This window comes from Gammaproteobacteria bacterium (ex Lamellibrachia satsuma), assembly GCA_019623805.1.
In the GTDB taxonomy this organism is placed as follows: domain Bacteria; phylum Pseudomonadota; class Gammaproteobacteria; order Chromatiales; family Chromatiaceae; genus QGON01.
In genome coordinates this window covers 2,401,929-2,418,613 of the sequence record CP053680.1, presented here as the reverse complement: position 1 = coordinate 2,418,613, position 16,685 = coordinate 2,401,929, and the positions used below count along the sequence as shown (strand labels likewise).

Below are 16,685 nucleotides of genomic sequence, written 5' to 3'. Positions count from 1 at the left end.
GTTGCCGGTTCCGCTACGCTTGAACCGGCCTACTTCAGTATTTTCGATAACTCACTGGCCATGATCCTTAAAGAAGTCACCATCATCAACAAGCTGGGCCTGCACGCCAGGGCAGCCGCCAAACTGGTAAAATGCGCCAGCCGCTACGGCAGCGAAGTCCACCTGAAACGCAACGGTCAGCAGGTCAATGGAAAAAGTATCATGGGCGTCATGATGCTGGCGGCGAGCCAGGGTTCTACACTGAGCTTAACCATCTCAGGAGATGATGAGAACGAAGCATTTGATGCCATCGAGGCGCTGATAAACAACCGCTTTGGAGAGGATGAGTGACCCTCTCCTGCCACGGGATCGGCATCGCAGCCTCTCGGGAGGTGGCCATCGGCCAGGCCTTCCTACTGCAGCAAAGTTTTCTGGAGGTCGTTCCCCGCACCATCCCGGCTTCCGAGGTCGAAAATGAGACAGCCCGCTTCAATCATGCACTGGCGCATGCCAAAGAGGAGCTGCAGCGAGTCCATCAACACATCCCGTCCGACACTGCCCAAGACATAAGCTCCTTCATCGAAACACACCTCCTGATGATGGAGGATTCGGCAATCAGCAAGGCGCCGATCGCACTGATCCAGCAAAAATACTTTGCCGCCGAGTGGGCGCTACAGGTGCGCCGGGACGAACTGGTGCGGGTCTTCGATGAGATGGATGACCCCTACCTGCGCACGCGCAAGGACGATGTGGACCACGTCGTGGGGCAGATTCAGCGAGCCCTGCAGGGCGCCGGCCATCCAGACAAGCAAAGTCTGCGGGGGCGAATCATCGTCTCCCGGGATCTTACACCTTCCGACATCATCATGCTGAAACACCAAGGCGTCGCTGCCTTCGTCACCGAATACGGCGGACCACTCTCCCATACGGCCATTCTGGCCCGCAGTTTGGGTATTCCCGCCATACTGGGCATACGCCACGCCAGTCAACTGCTTCAACAGGATGAGATGTTGGTGGTGGACGGTAGCCAGGGCATTGTCTTAGCCGATCCTACCGGTCCCATTCTGCAACATTTCCATCAACGCATCAGCCAGCGGGAAGCGCGTGAAGCAGAGTTAAGACGTGGCATCGACCTTCCGGCGGTCACCCTCGACGGCACACAGATCAGTCTGCTGGCAAATATTGAACTGCCTGACGACATCGTCACCACGCTTGAAAATCGGGCAGATGGGGTCGGGCTTTTCCGTACAGAATTTCTCTACATGAACCGCACCGCTCCGCCGGAAGAGGAGGAGCAGCTCGATGCTTATCTCGACGCAGTGAGAGGACTTCAGGGCAGACTTCTCACTATTCGCACCTTTGATCTGGGAGCAGACAAGACTCTGGAATGCAACGGCATCGGCTACCTGCCCGCAGCAAACCCGGCCCTGGGTCTGCGTGCGGTCAGACTCTGCCTGAAAGAGCCGGGACTCTTCCTGCCCCAGCTGCGGGCCATCCTGCGTGCTTCCGCCGAAGGACCCGTGCGCCTCATGATCCCTATGCTCTCAAGTCTTGCTGAGGTGAATGAAGTTCTAACAATCATCGAACAGACAAAACAGACCCTGCAAAAGGAGGAGCTGGCCTTCGACCCGGAGATACCGGTCGGCGGCATGATCGAAATCCCGGCCGCAGCTATCTCTGCCCAGGCATTCGCCCGCAAACTGGACTTCCTCTCTATAGGCACCAACGATCTGATTCAATACACGCTTGCCGTCGACCGCATGGACGAGGAGGTCAACTACCTGTTCGACCCACTACACCCTGCTGTACTGCAACTGATTGCCCTCACTATCAGCGCTGCCAAGCAAAACAATATCCCGGTCAGCATGTGCGGCGAAATGGCTGGCGACCCGCTTTTTACCCGGCTGCTGTTGGGTATGGGGCTGACTGAGCTGAGCATGCAGCCCGGCGCCCTGCTTGAGAGCCGTGAGGTGGTGCGCAACAGTCATCTGCCGGAACTCTCAAAGCGCGCTGCCAGTTTCATAGAGCGTCTGGATCACGAGGCACCACTGACGCTATTCGAAGAACTGTTTAGCTAGGAGACTGTGGTGATGCTTGGCATGGTGGGGTAGGGCTTCGCTAAATGTGACGAGCGTAGGGTGCGCCATGCGCACCATGATTGCTATTGTCCCGCAATCATCATGTGGTCGATCAGCCAGGAACCGGTCTGTACGCTGGTACGGGTCTCCACATCACAACCAATATCCTGGAGTCCCAGCATCATCTCCTTCAAGTTGCCGGCGATAGTGATCTCCTCCACCGGATATTGGATCTCTCCACCCTCCACCCAAAAACCGGCGGCGCCACGGGAGTAGTCACCGGTTACCGTGTTGACACCCTTTCCCATCAGCTCGGTCACCAGCAAACCACGGCCCATATTATTCAGCAGCCCCTGACGATCCAGACTTCCGCTGCTAGTGCGCAGATTACGTACACCGCCGGCATTGCCTGTGCTCTGCATGCCCATCTTTCGAGCAGCATAACTATCCAGCAGATAACTGCGCAGGATACCGTCGCTGACAAAATCCTGCTCACGGGTCGCCACACCTTCACTGTCGAAAGCGGCGCTGCCCAAGCCGCGGGGCAGATAAGGCATCTCATGAATTCTGACGAATTCCGGAAAGACCCGCTGATCCAGATGGTCCAGCAGAAAGCTGGCTTTGCGATAGAGCGCCGACCCACGGATCGCACCCAGGAAACTGCGCAGCAAACCAACCGCCACATCGGCCTGGAACAGTACCGGCGCCTCACCGGTGGCGATCCGACGCGCACCCAGACGGGAGACCGTTCGCTCTGCCGCAATCCGGCCCACCGTCTCCGGTGTTTCCAGGTCTACATGACGGCGCGACTGACTGTACCAGTAGTCCCGCTGCATGCTGTCACCATCCTGTCCCACCACGGCACAGCTCATGCTGTGGCGGGAGGAGGGGTAGCCGCTGATGAAGCCGTGGCTGTTGCCATAGACATGCAGCCCTGCATGGCTGTCGACGCTGGCTCCCTCGGAATTGACGATGCGCGAATCCTGATCACGTGCCACCGCTTCACAGGTCTGAGCCAATTCGATGGCTTCATCGACACTCTGATTCCAGGGGTGATAGAGGTCAAGATCCGGCAGGTCAGTTGCCATAAGACCCGCGTCAGCCAGACCAGAGCAATCATCTTCCGATGTATAGCGGGCGAAATTACAGGCCGCCCGCACCGTCTCCCGCACCGCCTCGGGACTCAGGTCTGAGGTGTTGGCGGAGCCCTTGCGCTGCCCAAAATAGACCGTCACGCCAAGACCACTGTCCCTGGTGTGCTCGATGGTTTCCGGCTCACCCATACGCACGTTCAGGCTGAGTCCGGCGTCACTGCTCACCCCAGCCTCTGCCGCGCTGGCACCCTGAGCTTTCGCCTCCTGCAATATGTCGGCAACCAGCTGTTGCAGCCGCGCCTTGCGCTCTTTTATATCGTTCATAATCTCGCTTAGACCCCGGTGCCGCCGACGGTCAGTTCATCGATACGCAGGGTCGGTTGCCCAACGCCCACCGGCACACTCTGTCCCTCCTTGCCGCAGACGCCAACTCCTTGGTCTAGCGCCAGGTCGTTGCCCACCATACTGATCTGCATCATGGCTTCAGGGCCGTTGCCTATCAGTGTCGCCCCCTTTACCGGCGTAGTGACCTTGCCGTTCTCTATCAGGTAGGCCTCGCTGGCGGAGAAGACAAAGCGGCCGGAGGTGATATCCACCTGACCACCACCAAAATTGACGGCATATATCCCCTTGTCCACTGAGGCGATGATCTCTTGCGGGTCGTAGCTGCCGGGCAACATGTAGGTGTTGGTCATCCGCGGCAACGGCAGATGGGCATAGGATTCACGCCGCCCGTTGCCGGTGGACTCGACGCCCATCAAACGTGCGTTGTGTTTGTCCTGCAGGTACCCCTTGAGCACGCCATCCTCGATCAGCACCGTGTTCTGGCTCTCGGTCCCCTCATCATCGACACTGAGTGAGCCGCGGCGACCCGGCAGGGTGCCGTCATCAACCACCGTGCAGCAGGAAGATGCCACCTTCTCACTGATACGTCCGCTGAAAGCAGAAGTGCCCTTGCGATTAAAGTCCCCTTCGAGTCCATGCCCAACCGCCTCGTGCAGCAGAACACCGGGCCAGCCGGGGCCCAGCACCACCGGCATGGTACCTGCCGGTGCATCCACAGCCTCCAGGTTGACGAGTGCCTGGCGCACCGCCTCACGGGCAAAACCCAGCGCCCGCTCCTCATCGAGCAGAAACTGAAAACTGTCTCTGGCACCGCCTCCGCTGCTGCCTTGTTCCCGCCGCTCACCCTGTTCGACGATGACATGGACGTTCAGCCGCACCAGAGGCCTTACATCCGCACTCAGGGTGCCGTCTGTTGCCGCGACCATCATTACATCATGGGTGCCCACCAGACTGACCATAACCTGCTTCACTCGGCTATCCTGTTTTCGCGCCTCCGCATCCACCCGCCGCAGCAGTTCCACCTTTTCCGACTCAGTGAGACTGATCAACGGGTTGATCGGCTGGTAGAGTTGGCGGACCGGTGTCAACCCCACCACTTTCACCGTTCCGGCACCACCACTGCGCGTGATGGCGCGGGCTGCACGGGCGGCATCGATCAGGGAGGTGAGATGTAACTCATCCGAATAGGCAAATCCGGTCTTCTCCCCGCTGATGGCGCGAATTCCGGCACCCTGTTCAATGCTGTGAGAACCCTCCTTGATGATGCCGTCTTCCAGCACCCAGGACTCCAGCCGACTGGACTGGAAATAGATATCTGCGGCGTCGATACCACCTCCCAGGAGTTCTCCCAACATCCGGTCCAGATCGGACTCTCCCAAACCGGTTGGATCCAGCAGGGTTTCATGGGCTATTTGTATCAGATCGGACATAGCGACTCGGCCAATCCCGCAAGATTCAGGCTTGGCAATAGGATGAGTGAAAATTGGATAGTCAGTACCTCAAGTTTCGAAGTTCAAGCCATCCTGCAAAGATGAAGGGGAGACATATTGTAGGGTGTGTCGTGCGCACCATGATTGCTTGTTCCGGTGCGCACGGCACACCCTACGTTCGCCACTTTCAAGATTGTGTTGATGGCGTATCTGGCGATCAATCGAGTTTTATCCGACGATGGTCGATGGTGGGAAAAGTGCGGCGAATGGTTCGTTGGTACTCCCGGTCCAACTCGCAGCTGACAAAACCGGTTCCCCTGGGTACCTGTACCAGGACACTTCCCCAAGGGTCGACGATCATACTGTGACCGTGGGTTTCGCGTCCATTGACGTGATAGCCACCCTGGGCTGCCGCCACCACGAAGGCCAGATTTTCAATAGCGCGGGCGCGTACCAGTGTCTCCCAGTGCGCCTTGCCGGTAATTGCAGTGAAAGCAGAGGGCACCACAAAGACCTCCGCTCCCATGTCGAGCATCTTGCGGAAAAGTTCGGGAAAGCGGAGATCGTAGCAGACAGCCACACCGAGACGCCCGAAAGGGCTGTCGATCACCACCGCCTGCTCACCCGGCTCAATGGTATTGGACTCAACGTAACGTTCATCCGCTTCCACCAGATGCACATCGAACAGGTGAATCTTGTCGTAACGGGCCGCCTGTTCACCCTGATCATCATAGACCAGTGCAGCCGACTTCACCTTCGCGCCATCAACCGCCCGCATGGGGATGGTGCCCCCAACGAGCCAGACACCATAGCGACGCGACATCTGGGATATGAAGTTCTGCAGGGGTCCGTCGCCCACATCTTCGCACAGCGTACACATATCCGGGTCGCGCTCGCCCATGAAGGCGAAATTCTCCGGTAGCACGACCAATTCGGCGCCACTTTCGGCCGCCTCGCTGATATGCCGCTCCGCCTCTAACAGATTGGCACTGACGTTAGGACTGGTTGCCATCTGAATGGCAGCGACTTTTGTCTTCTCTTCCGACATCTTTTCCCTTTAACTGCAAACGAGCAGCGCACCTGCCTACCCTTGAAAAATGAGGTGCAGAATAGCATCAATAACAGTATTTGAGCTAGCCCAGACCCTTGGCTACTGCTCGAACAGCTCCAACCCCTCTTTTGGCGCGGCGCCCTCTTCCACTGATCCATCCGCAGCCAATTTGCGTGGAATCCGCTGCATTGTGGGGTTGTCCCAACCGCCCGACACCTTGTACTCGACCTGGGCGATGCGATCCATCTCACTGCCAAACAGTTGCTGCGCAAACACAAGCGCCACTCCGACCGTTGGGTTGATCGCCAATGCGCCCACCAGCGGCAGACTGGCAGAGAGCCTGGGAATCACTTTTACCGTCTGCTCGTAGTCCTGAGCCCTGAGGCCTGTACGTCCGTGCATCTCGATTGTTGCCTCCGGCCCCTTTAGCATGAAATTATCGGTATAGGCGTTGCCATCCCGCAGAGTGAAGGTGCCGGTGATACTGTCAAAATAGAGCCCTTTGCTGAAAACCCCGCTAAAATCAGACGAGAGACGTTTGCTCAGCGTATTGAGGCTGAAGAGAGAGATCACCTTTCCGACACCAAGCCCCACATCCGGCACCGCGCCTTCCCCAATCTGCAGGGAGAGATATCCATTCAACCGGTCCAAAGAGAAATTCATGGGGCTCTCCGGCCAGTTCAGATCGATCTCTGCATCCACAGCGGCCTTCTGCACGGCGGTTTTGAACCCAAGATCACGCAATACCTCCCCCAGGCTCTTCAGATGGCCCCGCAATTCCAGCGCCGTGCTGTCCTCAGACCCTATGCGGTACCAGTAGCCACTGCCTTCGAGACTGAGTGCATCACCGTTCAAGGATAGCTGGCTGATCCTGACGCCACGGGGCACATGATCCCAATGCAATAGCGCTGTCCCCAAGGGCTGGCCATTGACCTCCAACGACTCGATGGAGAGCTCCAGAGGCGGCAGATTGCGGGGGTCGATATCCAACCCTTTTGCGCTAGCTGTCGCCGCAGAGTGGGTAGCCTCCATCTCCAGCACCACACGATCGAACTCCCCTCGCAACGGCAGATTCTTCCCAGCTTGCGGGATCAGGAGCGCACCCTTGACCGTGTCGGAATCGATGGTCAAGCGCCAACCGCCAAAAAGTGGGGTTGCCGTTATCCTGGCATTCGGACAGACATTTCCCGCCAGCTGCATCTGTTCAACCGTGAGGTCCAGTGACTTGAGATGCGGATCCTCTCCCGTTCCCTCAAACCCCAGACTCTCCGCCCAACGCATCCAGGCATCCGCATCCAGCGCATCCAACGTGCCACGCAACCTGAAGCCCTCATATTGGGGAAGTGCAAGTGCGCCGCCACCCAACAGAAGATCACCCCGTTCAAAACCCCGGCTCGATTGCTGCAACAATGCGCTGAACAGCCCGGCATAGGCCAGATACACCGCTTGCCGGTCGTCCTGGAGAAAATCGATCTTCAACTCGAAGTCGCGGGCGACATCGGCAGTTTTTCCCAGCGGGGAGGGAAGCGGAATCGACACACCCTGCAGATCCGATGTCACCCGTAGTCGCAGTGGCGCCTCGGCGCCTGCGTCATGGGCGACATCGAGTTGCATGGTACCTTTGAGTGCCCCATCAAACATCCCCAAACCCAGGCCGGGATAACGGCGATCAAGGTCTTCAACAGAGGCCGCACCAGCCACGGTGATGGATGTCTCCGTGGCACCGCCCTGTCCGCCGGTCGCCAAGTCAATTTTCACCGGCTCGCCCAGCAGGGTTGCAGTGAGCGCTTTGGCCCGGATACTCCGATGATCAAAATCCAGTTGTCCCTGCAATCCTTCGAGGGCGACATCCCATGAGGGAATCTGCAGCCTGGCATCCTGCCAGCCGACATGGCCATCGAGACGGAAGGGATCTTTGTCCAGCAGGGGCACATTGAAATCGATCACAACATCACTCTCGCCCTGCCCCTCCATGAGCGAAACAAAGCGCCCAAACTGCGCCCGCAACGGCGTCTCGCCAAGGATACGCAGCGCATCGCTGAAATCTCCGCGCATCTCTCCTTTGATCTCTACCGGGGAGGCACCGGAGAGATTGCGGATCTTTGCTTGCGCACGTTTGACACGGCTCTCCAGCAACAGGCCGTCGAATACAGTGATATCCAGGCTGTTGTTGATAAAGTGGACCTCCGCCACTCCCTCCTCTATCCGGGGCCAGTCCGGCATATAGTCCAGCACCATATCCTCGACACCGAACACCACCTCAAAACGTCCGTCCTGCTGCTCGAACGGGAATTGTTCCACGGGTCCATAAAGAAGAAATGAACCGGCTGTTACATGTCCGGAAACCAGCGACCTATCGAGCCAATCCACCAGGGGAGCCGGCATCACGCCAACGGGAAGGTAGCGGCTCTTGTGGGCACCGTCGCCCTCCCAGAAATCGGTCTGGATATCGGTGACTGGAGTTGAGCCATCCACCGGCACGCGTAGATCCAGACGGCTCAGGGTACTTACATGGGAGTTTGAGACGTACAAGTCTTGTGTACTCAGCCGCACCTCCTGACCTGGAGTCCACCGCCAGTCAAAATATCCTTGAAGGTGGTCGGCGCTCAAGGGGTCACGAAACAGCACGGGGAATTCGGCGGTAAATGCATCCGAATCCAGCACTAACGAACCACCATCCTGGTCGCCATTGAAGTCGATCCTGAGCCCTTCCAGGCCTGGAATCGCCTGCCAGGGGCGGTTCTCAAATCGTGTCAGCCGCCCACTGACCCGCCAGCGAGGCTCCGCTTCCGGCGGCAACTCCAGCGCCAGTCGAAAATTGGTCAGATGCCCCTTGGGTGCGAGCGTCAAAATCGCCTTTCCCTCGTCGCTCTCGGCAAAAGGGGTCAAGGCGAATAACTGAACCAGCCTCTGCAACGACAGGTAATCGGCGCCTATACCCAGTTGAGCCGGGCCATCTGCTGCACTGATCCATTCAACACTGACACGTCCCGGCGGCCAAAGCTGATTCTTATCCAGCAGCACCAGCTGATGCAGGTCGAGACGCCCCCCCCCTTCACGCCAGGACCAGTCGAAACGGGTACTGAGGTTTTCGATGCTCAGTTCTCTGGCTGTCTTTTCATCCCTAAGCTGCAGATTCTGCAGACTCAGCCCACCCTGCAGTCGCGCCAATCGCCCCTTGCCAAGATCGACCCATAGTTCCAAGTCGAGCAATCCTGAGTCCAGTTTGGAGGGGCTGGGCAGGCGACTGGACAATAGATGCTGCAGCACCAATCCATCGGCTTTCAGGTAGATCTGACCAAACCAGTCGGGTTTATCCCCGGCCCGCTCCTGCAGATCTGCCTGCAGCCTAAAACGCCCCGAGTCGGTACCATCTATGCTCGCATTCGCGGTTATCTGGTGATGGTTGCCGTCATTCTGCAGCGTGACATCCACGTTGAGCAGTCGCAACGGTGGCCCTTTGTCGCCCTCATCCCGCCAATAGATTTCACTATCGACCAATCGCAGACGACTGCGGCGAAGGAAGAGTGAGGCGATGGAGGAGCCTCCCTCCTGGTGCTGGGTCTCAAATCCCTCCAGAGAGACCGAACCATCCTGGCGGTGTAGAAGCAACAGCTGCGTCCCATGCAGCTCTCCCGCCCCCAACCGCAGGGCGCCATCCCAGAGGCTATGAATAATTTCGATATCGACATGTGCCTTGCGGAGATGAAGTTTGACACCCCCCGTCTCGGGATCCTTCAAGGTTACATCGTGCAATACAAGCGCCAGGTGTGCCCCGTGCAGATCAGCATTCAGGCGCCCGATATGGATCGGCATTCCCGCCGTCTCGCTGATAAGCTCCGCGATGGTCTCCCGGTATTCATCCAGGTCCATCATGGGCATCAGCAGCCGCACCGCAGTTATCAACACTGCGATAATGATGATCGCTCTGTTGGTCAGGCGGTGCAGTCTTGCAGCCAGCGATTTGGTGAGGTGCCACATAAAAAATAGTGCTTCGCGTTATGCTTGGGCGTCAGATCAGCACCACGTCATAGTACTCTTGGCTATAGAGCGACTCCGCCTGCAGGCGGATGGGGCGTTTGATGAACTGTTCGAGTTCGGCGAGATTCGTGGCTTCCTCGTCCAGCAGACGGTCGATCACCTCCTGTGAGGCGAGTACCAACAGCGACTCGACATCGAACTGACGGGCTTCGCGCAAAATCTCCCGGAAAATCTCGTAGCAGATGGTCTCGGCAGTCTTCAATGACCCCCGGCCACCACAACAGGGACAGGTTTCACAGAGTATATGCTCCAGGGACTCACGTATTCTTTTGCGGGTCATCTCCACCAGCCCCAGAGAAGAGACTTCGGATATATGGGTTCGCGCATGATCCTTGGCCAGGCACTTCTCCAGCGCACGCAACACTTGGCGCCGATGCTCCACAACGCTCATATCGATAAAATCGATAATAATGATACCGCCCAGATTACGCAGTTTCAGATGACGGCAGATCGCCTGTGCGGCTTCCAGGTTGGTCTTGAAGATGGTCTCGTCCAGATTGCGATGTCCGACAAAAGCCCCGGTATTCACGTCGATGGTGGTCATCGCCTCGGTCTGATCGATCACCAGGTGGCCGCCGGACTTGAGCTGAACCTTACGCTCAAGGGATTTCTGAATCTCATCCTCCACGCCATACAGATCAAAAATCGGACGCTCACCGGGATAGTATTCGATACATTTCTTGATCTCAGGGATATAACGCTGGGCAAACTCGATAGCGCGCTGGTGGGTGGAACGGGAGTCGACCCGCACCTTCTCCACATCCGGTCCCACCAGATCTCTCAAGGCACGCAACGCCAACGGCAGATCTTCGTGTACCAATTCAATCTTGCCGGCGCCCTTACTGCGCTCCAGAATCGATTCCCACAGGCGTGCCAGAAAATGCATATCGGTCTTCATCGGTTCATTCGGCACCCCTTCCGCTGCTGTCCGGGCGATATAACCGCCACCGATGTCAGACTGCTCCAGAAAGCCGCCCAGCAGATCCCGCAGGCGCTGACGCTCATCCTCATCCTCGATCTTCTGCGAGATGCCCACATTGCCAAGCCCTGGCATGAAAACGAGATAGCGCGAAGGAATGGATATGTTGGTCGTCAGACGCGCGCCCTTGGTCCCCAGCGGGTCTTTGAACACCTGCACGGTAACCATCTGTCCCTCACGCAGGAGTTCACTGATATTGTCGTTGCGCTCCTCACCATTCGGGCTGGGGGAACCGATATCCGAGGCGTGAAGAAAGGCGGCCCGTCCCAGCCCCACATCCACAAAAGCTGCCTGCATGCCAGGCAGCACCCGGCAGACCTTGCCCCGATAGATATTCCCCACTAGGCCTCGATTGCCGCTCCGTTCGATGACAATCTCCTGTACGACACCGTTTTCAACCACTGCGACCCGTGTCTCGGGCGGGGTGACATTAATCAGGATCTCTTCACTCATGGATTCTTTTGTTCTCTGTCATTTATGTCGTGGTGCCAACAACTCGATACCGGCATCCTGCAGCAAACCCGCCGTCTCATACAAAGGTAGCCCCATCACTCCGGAATAGCTGCCGTGCAGTTCGCAAACAAACATGGCGCCCAATCCCTGAATGCCGTAACCACCCGCCTTATCCCGAGGCTCACCACTGGCCCAATAAGCTGTCGCCTCCTGCGGTGCAATCTGCCGGAAAACGACTTCGCTCCGGCTCAATCTGGCATCTTTGCGATTCCCGGCCAGTGCCACGCCGGTATAGACATGATGGGTGCGCCCGGAGAGCAGTGCCATCATCTCCAATGAATCCTGCCGATCCCGTGGTTTACCCAAAATCCGCTCATCCACCACGACCGCAGTATCTGCGGCGAGCACCGGCAGCGGACAACCTTCCGCCAACCGAGTACGGCCCGCCTGCGCCTTCTCAACGGCCAGACGCAATACATACGCCTCAGGACTCTCCTGATCACGGGGCGTCTCATCCACTTCGATATCCACTACTGAATAAGAGACCCCAATCTGCGCCAGCAGTTCAGCGCGGCGGGGTGAGCGGGAAGCGAGAAAGACCATCGGTTCCGACATTTTATCAGGCCCGATGATAGGGATGGTTGCGCAGCAGGCTCCAGGCCCGGTAGATCTGCTCCGCCACAACCACCCGCACCAGCGGGTGCGGCATGGTCAGGGGTGAAAGCGACCAGCGCCCTTCTGCGCACGCCAGGCAATCAGGCGCCAGCCCCTCGGGACCACCCACCAGCAGCGCCATATCCCGACCATTGCCCATCCAGGCACCCAGCTTTTGGGACAGTTTCTCTGTGCTCCAACAATTGCCCTGCACATCAAGCGCAATCACATGACAACCCTTCGGAATCGCCTTCATCATCCGCTCACCCTCATCACGCAAGGTGCGCTGTATGTCCGCATTTTTCCCGCGATGACCTGGAGTTATCTCCACCAGTTTCAGCCCACACTCCGCCGGCATGCGCCGCGCATACTCCTCGTACCCTTCGACCACCCAGCGTGGCATACGGTTTCCGACAGAGATGAGGTGGATTTTCATGGCGGATCATTCTACGCCATTGCACCGGGGGAGAAAGAGAAAGGCAGGAATTTTCATCCTTTTTCCGCTACGCACTTCCACAGCAATCATGGTGCGCAGCAAAAAAAACGGCCTGCAATCTTCCGACTGCAGGCCGTTTTCAGCCAGGTCAGCGCCAAAAAGTCAGTCAGCCGGAAGCGCCGGAGGGCGCCCTATAGCCAGATAACTCAATCCCGCCTGAGTGACGATCTCCGGCTCGAACAGGTTGCGGCCATCGAAGATGACAGGGCTCTTCAGCATCGATTTGACGGTATCGAAGTCGGGACTGCGGAACTGGGTCCACTCCGTCATGATCACCAGGGCATCGGCACCTTCGAGCGCGCCCATGGCGTCCTCAGCATAGACAAGGTCGTCGCGCTCACCGTAGATGCGCTGCGACTCTTCGACTGCCACCGGATCGAATGCCTGCACTCTCGCACCGGCATCCCAGAGCAGTTCCATCATCACCCGGCTGGAAGCTGCACGCATATCGTCGGTATTGGGCTTGAACGCCAACCCCCAAACCGCAAAGGTTTTGCCCTTGAGGTTCCCGTCGAAGTAGCTGTTGACCTTGTCGAACACCACGCGTTTCTGGGCATGGTTAGTCGCCTCAACCGCATTCAGAATGCGCGGTGTGTAACCAACGCTGAGCGCGGTCTTCTCCAACGCTTGAACATCCTTGGGAAAGCAGGAGCCGCCATAACCACAACCGGGGTAGATGAACTGGTAACCGATACGCGGATCGGAACCTATGCCCACCCGCACATGCTCGATATCCGCACCCAGGGCATCAGCGATGTTGGAGAGTTCATTCATAAAACTGATCTTGGTGGCCAAGAGTGAATTTGCCGCATACTTGGTCAACTCCGCAGAGCGGATATCCATCACCATCACCCGTTCGTGGTTGCGATTGAAAGGTGCGTAGAGCGCACGCAGCAATTCTCCGGTACGGGGATTGTCGGTACCCACCACGATACGGTCGGGACGCATGAAGTCATCGATCGCCGCCCCCTCCTTGAGAAATTCCGGATTGGAGACCACGTCGAACTCGATCTCCACACCCCGCCCGGCCTGCACCTCGCGCACGGCGGCCGCCACCTTGTCACCGGTCCCCACGGGAACGGTGGATTTATCGATGATGACCCGGTACTCGGTCATGTGCTCGGCGATGCTGCGCGCAACGGCGGTGACGTACTGCAGATCGGCGGAACCATCCTCGTCCGGCGGCGTACCGACGGCGATGAACTGGAACAGACCGTGTTCGACGCCCACTTTCGGATCCAGTGTAAATGTGAGGCGGCCCGCCTCCCGGTTGCGCTGCACCATGGCCTCGAGCCCAGGCTCATAGATCGGGATACCGCCACTATTGAGCAGATCGATCTTGGCGGGATCCACATCCACGCACACGACATCGTTACCCACCTCAGCCAGACAGGCTCCGGTCACCAGACCGACATATCCACTCCCAAAGATCGTGACTTTCATCTACCTTAAGACTCCATTTATCCATTTGTTCGGCACCGGCAACCCCGCAGGGAGCCATGCCTGTCATTTTGCTTACTGCCAGATATCGGTCGGCATGCTACCAAACTTGAACCAAATGTTGCACCGACAAGCACCAAATTCCCACATTTTCACTGAATATTGTTACTTTGATCATTTCCGGGCCGCTGCCAAAAGCCCCGAAAAAGCCTTTTCTGCAAGACAAACTTGAATTTAACCCCTTGATATAACAAAATTTCGCATTGGCCCTATAATCAAGACCTGCTCACAATTCAATGACAATACTCGCTCTGGGACTCAACCATAAGACCGCTCCGGTGGAGATCCGGGAGCGGCTCACCTTCGGGCCAGACATCATCGTCGGCGCCCTGCGCAACCTGAGCGAGCATCCTGCGGTGGACGAAGCGGTGATCCTTTCGACCTGTAACCGCACCGAACTCTACTGCACCATCGACGACGATGCCCAGGCCTCCGTAGCAGACTGGATCAGCGATTTTCACGGTCTGGAGCAGGGACGGGTCAGCCCCTACCTCTACAGCCACCTCGGCGATGCAGCAGTACAACATCTGTTGCGGGTCTCCTGCGGACTCGACTCCCTGGTACTCGGCGAACCGCAAATCCTGGGACAGGTAAAATCCGCCTTCCAGACCGCAAACGCAACCGGCACCACCCGCAAACTGCTCTGCCGTTTGTTTCAGCACGCCTTCTCCGTCGCCAAACAGATCCGCACCGACACTGCCATCGGCAACAGCCCGGTCTCGGTCGCCTTCGCAGCCGTCAGTCTGGCAAAACAGATATTCAGCGATCTTTCGGAGCAGACAGCCCTGCTCATCGGCGCCGGCGAAACCATTGAGCTTGCCGCCCGGCACCTGCACCAGAACGGCATCGGCCACATGATCGTCGCCAACCGAACCGTGGAGAAAGCGCACAATCTGGCGGCCCAGTTCGAAGGTTATGCCATCGCACTGACAGAACTCAGCGGACATCTTGCTGAGGCGGACATCGTTATCTCATCAACTGCCAGCCCCCTGCCGGTGCTGGGCAAAGGCACCGTGGAGAGTGCGCTCAAGGAGCGCAAGCACAGACCCATCTTCATGGTGGACATCGCGGTACCCCGTGATATCGAGCCAGAAGTATCGGATCTGAGCGACATCTACCTCTACACGGTCGATGACCTGGATGAGGTCATTCAGGAGAATATGCGTTCCCGCCAGGAAGCAGCAGAGCAGGCGGAAGAGATCATTGAACGCTACGTAGACGAATTTATCGGCTGGCTGCGTTCCCTCGACGCGGTTGAGCTGATCCAGGACTACCGCAATCAAGGGGAACTGCTGCGGGACGAAGTGCTGAAGAAGGCACTGCAGCAGCTCAACAAGGGCAAATCTCCGGAAGAGACACTGCAGTTCCTGGCCAGAACGCTCACCAACAAACTGCTCCACACCCCCAGCTCCCAGTTACGCCAAGCCGGTTTCGACGGCCAGACTGAGCTGCTTGAGGCCGCCAATACCCTGTTTCAGCTGAAACAACTCGACAGCACATCATGAAACCTTCACTGCGCGGCAAGCTGGATCAGATCGCCGAACGTTTTGAAGAGATCACCGCCCTACTGGCCGAACCGGATACTCAAGGCAACCAGAATCTATTCCGAGATCTGAGCCGGGAGTACGCCCAATTGGAGCCGGTAGTCGAAACCTATCGCAGCTACACAACAGCAGAAGAGGATATTGAAGTCGCCCGGGAGATGTTGAACGATCCCGAGATGGCGGAACTGGCCAAGGAGGAGCTGGAGGGTGCTGAGCAGGCCCGCAATTCACTGGAACCCGAATTGCAGCTGCTGCTGATACCTGCGGATCCAAATGACGGCCGCAATGTCTTTCTGGAGATCCGCGCCGGCACCGGCGGTGCCGAGGCGGCACTGTTTGCGGGCGACCTGCACCGCATGTATCTTCGCTACGCCGAGACACAGCGCTGGCAGGTGGAGACCATCAGCGAGAGTCCCGGCGAACACGGTGGCTTCAAGGAGATCATCTGCCGCATCAGCGGCAATGCAGTCTACTCCCGGCTGAAGTTTGAATCCGGCGCACACCGGGTGCAACGGGTGCCTGAAACCGAATCCCAGGGGCGGGTCCACACCTCCGCCTGCACCGTGGCCATCCTGCCGGAGGCGGAGGCAGTCGACGAAGTGGAGATCAACAGCGGCGATCTGCGCATCGACACCTACCGCGCCTCGGGTGCCGGGGGCCAGCACGTCAACAAGACGGATTCGGCGGTGCGTCTCACCCATCTTCCCACAGGCATAGTAGTCGAGTGCCAGGATGAACGCTCACAGCACAAAAACAAGGCCCGAGCCATGTCTCTGCTGTCGGCAAAACTGCTCTCCCAGATCCAGGATGTCGCCGCCAGCGAGCAGGCCAGCGCCCGCAAGCTGCAGGTCGGCAGCGGGGATCGCTCCGAGCGTATCCGCACCTACAATTTTCCCCAGAACCGGCTTACCGATCACCGTATCAACCTGACCCTCTACAAACTGGACGAGGTGATGACCGGGACGCTCGACCAGGTGGTGGATCCGTTACTGCGCGAACATCAAGCCGAGGCGCTGGCGGCGATGGGTGAATAGGCTGTAG

General features: G+C 58.0%; 12 protein-coding genes. 4 read left to right on the top strand and 8 right to left on the bottom strand.

Annotated elements, in window-relative coordinates; all coding sequences use genetic code 11:
• Window positions 1-60: 60 nt before the first annotated feature.
• Both HPY30_10450 and ptsP read left to right on the top strand, forming a co-directional pair.
• Entirely contained in the window at window positions 61-330 is a 270-nt protein-coding gene (locus HPY30_10450) for an HPr family phosphocarrier protein (GenBank protein ID QYZ66375.1), read from the top strand.
• Entirely contained in the window at window positions 327-2,057 is a 1,731-nt protein-coding gene (gene ptsP, locus HPY30_10445) for a phosphoenolpyruvate--protein phosphotransferase (GenBank protein ID QYZ66374.1), read from the top strand. The genes HPY30_10450 and ptsP overlap by 4 nt, the downstream gene beginning before the upstream one ends.
• 83 nt (window positions 2,058-2,140) lie before the next feature.
• On the opposite strand, the gene pmbA is transcribed toward ptsP, so the two are convergent.
• From pmbA to HPY30_10405, 8 genes are all read right to left on the bottom strand, one after another.
• Window positions 2,141-3,475 carry a metalloprotease PmbA gene (gene pmbA / locus HPY30_10440; protein QYZ66373.1) on the bottom strand — a complete coding sequence of 445 codons (1,335 nt, stop codon included), beginning with the start codon at window positions 3,473-3,475 and terminating at the stop codon, window positions 2,141-2,143.
• Between the two features lie 8 nt (window positions 3,476-3,483).
• Entirely contained in the window at window positions 3,484-4,926 is a 1,443-nt protein-coding gene (tldD, locus tag HPY30_10435) for a metalloprotease TldD (GenBank protein ID QYZ66372.1), read from the bottom strand.
• A gap of 217 nt (window positions 4,927-5,143) precedes the next feature.
• On the bottom strand, window positions 5,144-5,974 hold the full coding sequence (locus HPY30_10430) for a carbon-nitrogen hydrolase family protein (protein ID QYZ66371.1): 831 nt from the start codon (window positions 5,972-5,974) through the stop codon (window positions 5,144-5,146).
• A gap of 102 nt (window positions 5,975-6,076) precedes the next feature.
• Window positions 6,077-9,958 (bottom strand): TIGR02099 family protein, encoded by a 3,882-nt coding sequence (locus HPY30_10425; GenBank protein QYZ66370.1) that lies wholly within the window; start codon window positions 9,956-9,958, stop codon window positions 6,077-6,079.
• Window positions 9,959-9,989: 31 nt separating this feature from the next.
• Window positions 9,990-11,450 (bottom strand): ribonuclease G, encoded by a 1,461-nt coding sequence (gene rng / locus HPY30_10420; GenBank protein ID QYZ66369.1) that lies wholly within the window; start codon window positions 11,448-11,450, stop codon window positions 9,990-9,992.
• 18 nt (window positions 11,451-11,468) lie between these two features.
• The gene (gene maf / locus HPY30_10415; GenBank protein QYZ66368.1) at window positions 11,469-12,065 is read right to left on the bottom strand and encodes a septum formation inhibitor Maf; all 597 of its coding nucleotides are present in this window, start codon (window positions 12,063-12,065) and stop codon (window positions 11,469-11,471) included.
• A gap of 4 nt (window positions 12,066-12,069) precedes the next feature.
• Window positions 12,070-12,540: a 23S rRNA (pseudouridine(1915)-N(3))-methyltransferase RlmH gene (gene rlmH, locus HPY30_10410; GenBank protein QYZ66367.1), complete on the bottom strand. Its 471-nt coding sequence runs from the start codon at window positions 12,538-12,540 to the stop codon at window positions 12,070-12,072.
• Between the two features lie 162 nt (window positions 12,541-12,702).
• Window positions 12,703-14,043 (bottom strand): UDP-glucose/GDP-mannose dehydrogenase family protein, encoded by a 1,341-nt coding sequence (locus tag HPY30_10405; GenBank protein ID QYZ66366.1) that lies wholly within the window; start codon window positions 14,041-14,043, stop codon window positions 12,703-12,705.
• Window positions 14,044-14,336: 293 nt separating this feature from the next.
• Between HPY30_10405 and HPY30_10400 the strand changes: the two genes are divergently transcribed.
• Window positions 14,337-15,605, top strand: a complete 1,269-nt coding sequence (locus tag HPY30_10400; GenBank protein QYZ66365.1) for a glutamyl-tRNA reductase — start codon at window positions 14,337-14,339, stop codon at window positions 15,603-15,605.
• Entirely contained in the window at window positions 15,602-16,678 is a 1,077-nt protein-coding gene (gene prfA / locus HPY30_10395) for a peptide chain release factor 1 (protein QYZ66364.1), read from the top strand. Before HPY30_10400 ends, prfA begins: the two co-directional genes overlap by 4 nt.
• Window positions 16,679-16,685 lie beyond the last annotated feature (7 nt).

Coding starts and splice junctions, on each gene's coding strand:
- HPY30_10450 (QYZ66375.1), top strand. CDS start 61: ATGATCCTTAAAGAAGTCACCATCATCAACAAGCTGGGCCTGCACGCC.
- pmbA (QYZ66373.1), bottom strand. CDS start 3,475: ATGAACGATATAAAAGAGCGCAAGGCGCGGCTGCAACAGCTGGTTGCC.
- tldD (QYZ66372.1), bottom strand. CDS start 4,926: ATGTCCGATCTGATACAAATAGCCCATGAAACCCTGCTGGATCCAACC.
- HPY30_10430 (QYZ66371.1), bottom strand. CDS start 5,974: ATGTCGGAAGAGAAGACAAAAGTCGCTGCCATTCAGATGGCAACCAGT.
- HPY30_10425 (QYZ66370.1), bottom strand. CDS start 9,958: ATGTGGCACCTCACCAAATCGCTGGCTGCAAGACTGCACCGCCTGACC.
- rng (QYZ66369.1), bottom strand. CDS start 11,450: ATGAGTGAAGAGATCCTGATTAATGTCACCCCGCCCGAGACACGGGTC.
- maf (QYZ66368.1), bottom strand. CDS start 12,065: ATGTCGGAACCGATGGTCTTTCTCGCTTCCCGCTCACCCCGCCGCGCT.
- rlmH (QYZ66367.1), bottom strand. CDS start 12,540: ATGAAAATCCACCTCATCTCTGTCGGAAACCGTATGCCACGCTGGGTG.
- HPY30_10405 (QYZ66366.1), bottom strand. CDS start 14,043: ATGAAAGTCACGATCTTTGGGAGTGGATATGTCGGTCTGGTGACCGGA.
- HPY30_10400 (QYZ66365.1), top strand. CDS start 14,337: ATGACAATACTCGCTCTGGGACTCAACCATAAGACCGCTCCGGTGGAG.
- prfA (QYZ66364.1), top strand. CDS start 15,602: ATGAAACCTTCACTGCGCGGCAAGCTGGATCAGATCGCCGAACGTTTT.